Source organism: Anoxybacillus tepidamans PS2 (assembly GCF_000620165.1).
Taxonomy (GTDB): Bacteria; Bacillota; Bacilli; order Bacillales; family Anoxybacillaceae; genus Anoxybacteroides; species Anoxybacteroides tepidamans_A.
On the sequence record NZ_JHVN01000041.1, the window covers coordinates 1 to 5,096 of the forward strand.

The 5,096-nt window shown below is 38.7% G+C and carries 5 protein-coding genes and 2 pseudogenes; all 7 read left to right on the forward strand.

Translation table 11 applies throughout. The features are described 5' to 3' along the window. Window positions 1-172 precede the first annotated feature (172 nt). Window positions 173-595, forward strand: coding sequence for an HNH/ENDO VII family nuclease (locus tag N667_RS19200; RefSeq protein WP_084279305.1), 423 nt, complete (start codon window positions 173-175; stop codon window positions 593-595). Between the two features lie 17 nt (window positions 596-612). Continuing rightward, a complete protein-coding gene (locus N667_RS0117265) occupies window positions 613-1,080 on the forward strand; it encodes an SMI1/KNR4 family protein (protein WP_027410657.1) in 468 nt (155 codons plus the stop codon). A 339-nt stretch (window positions 1,081-1,419) separates the two neighbouring features. Continuing rightward, window positions 1,420-2,196: a recombinase family protein gene (locus tag N667_RS0117270; RefSeq protein WP_027410658.1), complete on the forward strand. Its 777-nt coding sequence runs from the start codon at window positions 1,420-1,422 to the stop codon at window positions 2,194-2,196. Window positions 2,197-2,357: 161 nt separating this feature from the next. After that, window positions 2,358-3,580 (forward strand): annotated as a pseudogene (locus tag N667_RS18965) (IS110 family transposase). 70 nt (window positions 3,581-3,650) lie between these two features. Continuing rightward, on the forward strand, window positions 3,651-3,932 hold the full coding sequence (locus N667_RS20440) for an HNH/ENDO VII family nuclease (RefSeq protein WP_027410659.1): 282 nt from the start codon (window positions 3,651-3,653) through the stop codon (window positions 3,930-3,932). 11 nt (window positions 3,933-3,943) lie between these two features. Beyond that, window positions 3,944-4,516 (forward strand): CbrC family protein, encoded by a 573-nt coding sequence (locus N667_RS19205; protein ID WP_051530095.1) that lies wholly within the window; start codon window positions 3,944-3,946, stop codon window positions 4,514-4,516. 363 nt (window positions 4,517-4,879) lie between these two features. After that, window positions 4,880-5,096, forward strand: a pseudogene (locus N667_RS20275) (ISNCY family transposase); the annotation flags it as partial.

Here is a 5,096-nt window from a genome sequence, read left to right on the forward strand (position 1 = left end):
CGGGTTCACCGCTTTAGAAGCAGGCGGCATCGCCCTTAGCAGCACGGGAGTAGGAGCGGCGGTCGGAGCCCCAGCCACTGCCATCGCTGTTGCCGGAGCCACTCATGGAGCCACTTTAGCGACAACAGGAAGCTCCCACTTCGTCCAACACGCGAAAGAACTGTACCAGCGAATGAGCCGGGGCGAAGGGGTTTCGGGGAAAGCGGTTAAGGGGACGGACGAAGCTGAGAAGCTTGCTAAGGGTACGGATAATGGTTATCAATATTGGAATAAGACAACCGTATATAAGAACGTGAAAGTTTATCAGAGAGATGATATTATAGACCCACATATGAAAGATGCGCGTGGTAGAACTAATCTTGAAAGAATGGAAAAGGGGTTAGCACCGTTAGGTTCAGATGGAAAGCCTATAAATCTCCATCACATGACACAAAGAAATGAAAGTTCTATTGCTGAGGTTACACAAACATTTCACAAAGAAAATAGTAAGATAATCCACATTAATCCTAATACTATCCCTAGTGGGATTAACAGGAATGAATTTGATAAATGGCGCAAAGATTATTGGAAACATAGAGTTAGTGATTTTAAATAGTTCGAGGAGGGAAAAATATGAGTATGGAAGCATATAATCAAGCTAAAAAAATTATTTTGTCTAATGCAGAACTAAGTGATTTTGTGGGTCCCCGCTCAAGAGAATTAATTATTCAAGCAGAAGAAAAACTTGGGTTAAAGTTCACAGGTTCATATTTGGATTTTCTGTTGTCTTTTGGTGCGGGTAACTTTGGTTCTCAAGAGATTTTTGGGATAATTAGTAGCGATTTTGAAAATTCTTCAGTTCCAGATGCAATATGGTATACTTTAACAGAGAGAAGAGAGGGTAATTTGCCAAGTAATTTATTAATCATTTACGATACAGGAAGTGATGAAGTTTTTTGTTTAGACTTTAACAAGATTGATAATAATGAACCTAAGGTTGTTTCATTTTTTCCAGGAGTTGACTTAGACAAACAAAAGTATGAAATAATTGCAAATGATTTCGGGGTTTTCTTATTAGATTTAGTTAAACGTGAGCTGTAACCTATATTACCTCGATTGGCTATAAGCCTTTCGGGGTTTTTTATTAGTTATAGTTAACCAATATTAACTTCAGAGCCCATGATGGTTCTACCTACATGGAGTTTGGCAGATATGCATGGTAAAGCGACTAAACCATTAATACCCTTCGAGTACACTTTAAAACACGTGAGAACGCATTCTCGTGGCGAGAAAGTGGGGGTGAGCTTTTAACTGGTTGTGACAATAATAAACTGTCAAATTATTATTGTATTGTAGTTTCACTAGAGACGGTCGTATAATACTCGTCATTGTTAACAAACGTTACATAAATTGTAATTTTCGTAACGAGGGGATGTAACATTGAATGTTGTCGGGTATATACGAGTCTCGACACAGGGGCAAGCAAAAGATGGATATAGCTTGAAATACCAAGAGGAGGAAATACAAGCATATTGCGAAAAACATGGTTGGAATTTGATACATATATTTAGAGATGAAGGAATCAGCGGGGCAAAAATTAATGAAGAAGCGTTGGAAGTGGACAGGGTGGGCTTACAAGAGATGTTAGCCCACCTTTCTTCTCTCCAAATTAAGTATGTCGTGGTGTTAAACACAAGTCGGTTGTGGCGCTCTGACATGGTGAGAGTGTTGATTCATCGAGAGTTACAGAAGTATGGGGTGGATATTAAAAGTATTGAACAGCCAAATTACAGTATCTACAAAAAAGACCCAAGTGATGTATTAGTCAATGGACTAATGGAGTTATTAGACCAATATCAGCGATTGGAAATTGCTTTAAAACTAAAGAAAGGTCGGTATAAAAAAGCAAAAGAAGGAGGATATGCCGGAGGAAGAGCGACTTTTGGTTATAGGAAGTTAAGGGGAGAAAAAGAGTTAAGAGTCGACGAGAATAAAGCCAAAGCCGTACAACGAGTGTTTGAGTTAAGAGAGCAACATCCTACATGGTCTTTTACTCGAATTGCTGATGTGTTAAACAAGGAAGGGCATTTGACGACACAAGGTAAGCCCTTTACCAAAGTACAAGTGAAACGGATTTTAGACCGAAAGGACTTTTATAAAGGGATATATACCTATGGAAGCATACAGTCGAAAGGGAAACACCAAGCCATTCTTTAAAGCGGTCACTTAAAAAATACGTGAAATTTCTTATATATCCGTATAGATGATACATCCATGGACAGGCTTTTGTACCAATGCGCATCTAAAATGGTGAACGCTCGAACTAAGGTTGCCGCCATGGGAGTCATCATCAAACTCAATGGATTGGGGGAGGATGTATGCATCACAAACAACGGCATATTTACGTGGGGATTGATTTACATAGACACCATCATACGGCAGTTATCATCAACTGTTGGCATGAAAGATTAGGTGAAAATAAGCCCGCGGCTTTTACGGATTTTTTCATCAAGGTTCGTCAATTAGTACCTGAGAATATGACACTGGTCTTCAGTTTAGAGGACGTTGGTGGATACGGACGAGCATTGGCAACGTTTTTAGTTGATCGTGGGCAAATGGTAAAAGAAGTGAATCCCGCTTTGTCTTATGCCGAACGTAATAGTTATCCTACGATGCAAAAAAGCGATAGCTGGGATGCGGAATGTGTAGCGAGAGTTCTTGTAAACAAACTAGATTTTTTGCCGGATGCAGAGCCAAAGGATGTATATTGGTCTATTAAACAGCTAGTCACAAGAAGAAACGCCCTTGTGAAAGCCCAAGGGGCGCTGAAAAACCAGCTTCATGTACAATTAAGCCATCATTACCCCAGCTATAAGAAATTTTTTGCGGAAGTAGACGGAAAAACAGCATTAGCATTTGGGGAAAGATATCCGTCACCATCGTGTTTAGAGGAAGTAAGGATAGATGAGCTTACTGCTTTTTTACAAGCTGTTAGCCACAACACTTGTTCAAGAAAGAAAGCAAAAGAAATACTAGAACTTGTGAAAACAGATGGAACGACCACCAAACAATACCAAGAAACAAGGGATTTCCTCGTGCAAAGCATGGTGAGAGATTTGCGCTTTAAAAAGCAGGAAATGGCATTGGTCGAAGGAGAACTAAGAAAATTAATGAAATTACTCGATTACCAACCGGAGACAATGCCGGGGATTGATGTAGTGACAGCATCCGCCTTGGTTGCCGAGATTGGAGATATTCAGCGTTTTCCAAATGCCAATAAACTTGCTCGTTATGCGGGAATTGCGCCTGTGCATTTTGGCTCTGGAGGAAAAGGAAAAGACCACAAAAGCAAACAAGGCAATCGAACGTTACTGCGTTATTTTATCAATTAGCGATACAACAAATACAAGTGGCAAAAGAAAGTAAAAATTCAATAAATCCTATATTTTATGAATACTACCAATGCAAGCGAAAGGAAGGCAAAACAAAAGGACAAGCGTTGGTTTGTATCATGAGAAGGCTGGTAAATATTATTTATGGCATGATGAAGCATAAAACGGCTTATCAATTGCCGAATATAACAGAGCGAAAGGTAATTTAATAGGTGGTCTTTTTTTATAATAGCTTTTAAGATTACTACATAGGGTACAGGTAATATTATTTCTGATAACATGAAAACCAGAATTCCTAACAATGAAATTTTTGTACCTAACAAACGTGGAAATGCACCTATTAGCAAAAAAGACAATCGACCAATAGAGATACACCACGAGGGGCAAAATCCTAATGGCCCTTTTCATGAAATGCATGCCTCAGATCATCGATTTGGCGAAAACTATAAAAAGAACCATCCAAGTTATAATGAGAAATCTGGCATTGACAGGAAGCAGTTTAGAAAGGACGTTAGAAAGTATTGGGAGTCCGAATGGGATAGAGGAAGATTTGATAAATGAGGTGGGAGGATATGAACGTTAACAAGTACAAATTCAAGTACTTCATGAATCCAGAAGCCAATGCGGAGTTTACAGAAGAGAACTGTCAATTTTGCGGAACAGAAGAGAATTGCTTAGAAGGGGAGTATTTTGATAGAGGAGATGAAATTACGTCTGTTTGTCTAGGTTGCTTAGTAAAGGGAGAAACCACGGTACAAATTCCCCAATATCTTAAAGATAGGTTGTATACACATTTGAAAAATACTTTTACGGAAAAAAGTAGCGAGGAACTAAACGAATTGTTCGAGTCTATTATTAGTGAGTTAGAAAAAAATCCACCAGTACCGTGGATTCAATATAATGATTGGCCTGTATGCGATGGGGATTTTATGCGGTATGTTGGTGAGTGGAAACAAGAGGATTTTAATAACGCCTCGCAAAACGGGAACGGAAAAGATTACATCGTGTCTATATTAGATGATTTAACTAAAAGTAGGATTGATGATATCGATGTTTTTTGGAATGATATCGGTAATTACACCGCAGTTTTTGTGTTTAAGTGCATACATTGCAACAAAATTATTGGAGTTGCACAGAGCTATTAAGCTGAGGGATTGGACTTAATCATGTCCAAGTATAGAGCTAACGTGTCTTAGAAAACATATTTTTTCTTTCTAGTGCCTTTTGTAGTATTTTCGTTGTCAAGTATGTGTAAAACCTTGATTGGCTTTATGCCTTTCAGGGTTTTTGTTTTTCATGTTTTGTGTCCAAAGCTAGCCGAAACATTGGCCTCAGAGTTCATGCTGGTTATGTCTAAATCGAGTATTTAGAGAATTAGAAACCATTGAACTAGATATGAACGTGTTGCAAAACGCATAACGAATGCATAAATGCACATAAAAAATCCACCACCTTGGAAATCATATACAGTGACCAAAAAAACAACTCTCCAAGGGGTGGACACTATCATGATTTCCAATTTGAACAGCGAACATGCATGGTCTTATGAAATCGATCCACTTTTAGCATCCTTATTTCGATATATTGACTCTCTGTCGTTACCAGAAACACCGTATGTGACAGGAAGGCCACCAGTGTCGAAAAAATCGTTGTTGAAATGTTTCTTTTTGAAAACCTATTTTGCTATTGATTCCTTGCGAAAATTAGTACGAGTCCTACAGCGTT

Coding starts and splice junctions, on each gene's coding strand:
- N667_RS0117265 (WP_027410657.1), top strand. CDS start 613: ATGAGTATGGAAGCATATAATCAAGCTAAAAAAATTATTTTGTCTAAT.
- N667_RS19200 (WP_084279305.1), top strand. CDS start 173: ATGAGCCGGGGCGAAGGGGTTTCGGGGAAAGCGGTTAAGGGGACGGAC.
- N667_RS19205 (WP_051530095.1), top strand. CDS start 3,944: ATGAACGTTAACAAGTACAAATTCAAGTACTTCATGAATCCAGAAGCC.
- N667_RS20440 (WP_027410659.1), top strand. CDS start 3,651: ATGAAAACCAGAATTCCTAACAATGAAATTTTTGTACCTAACAAACGT.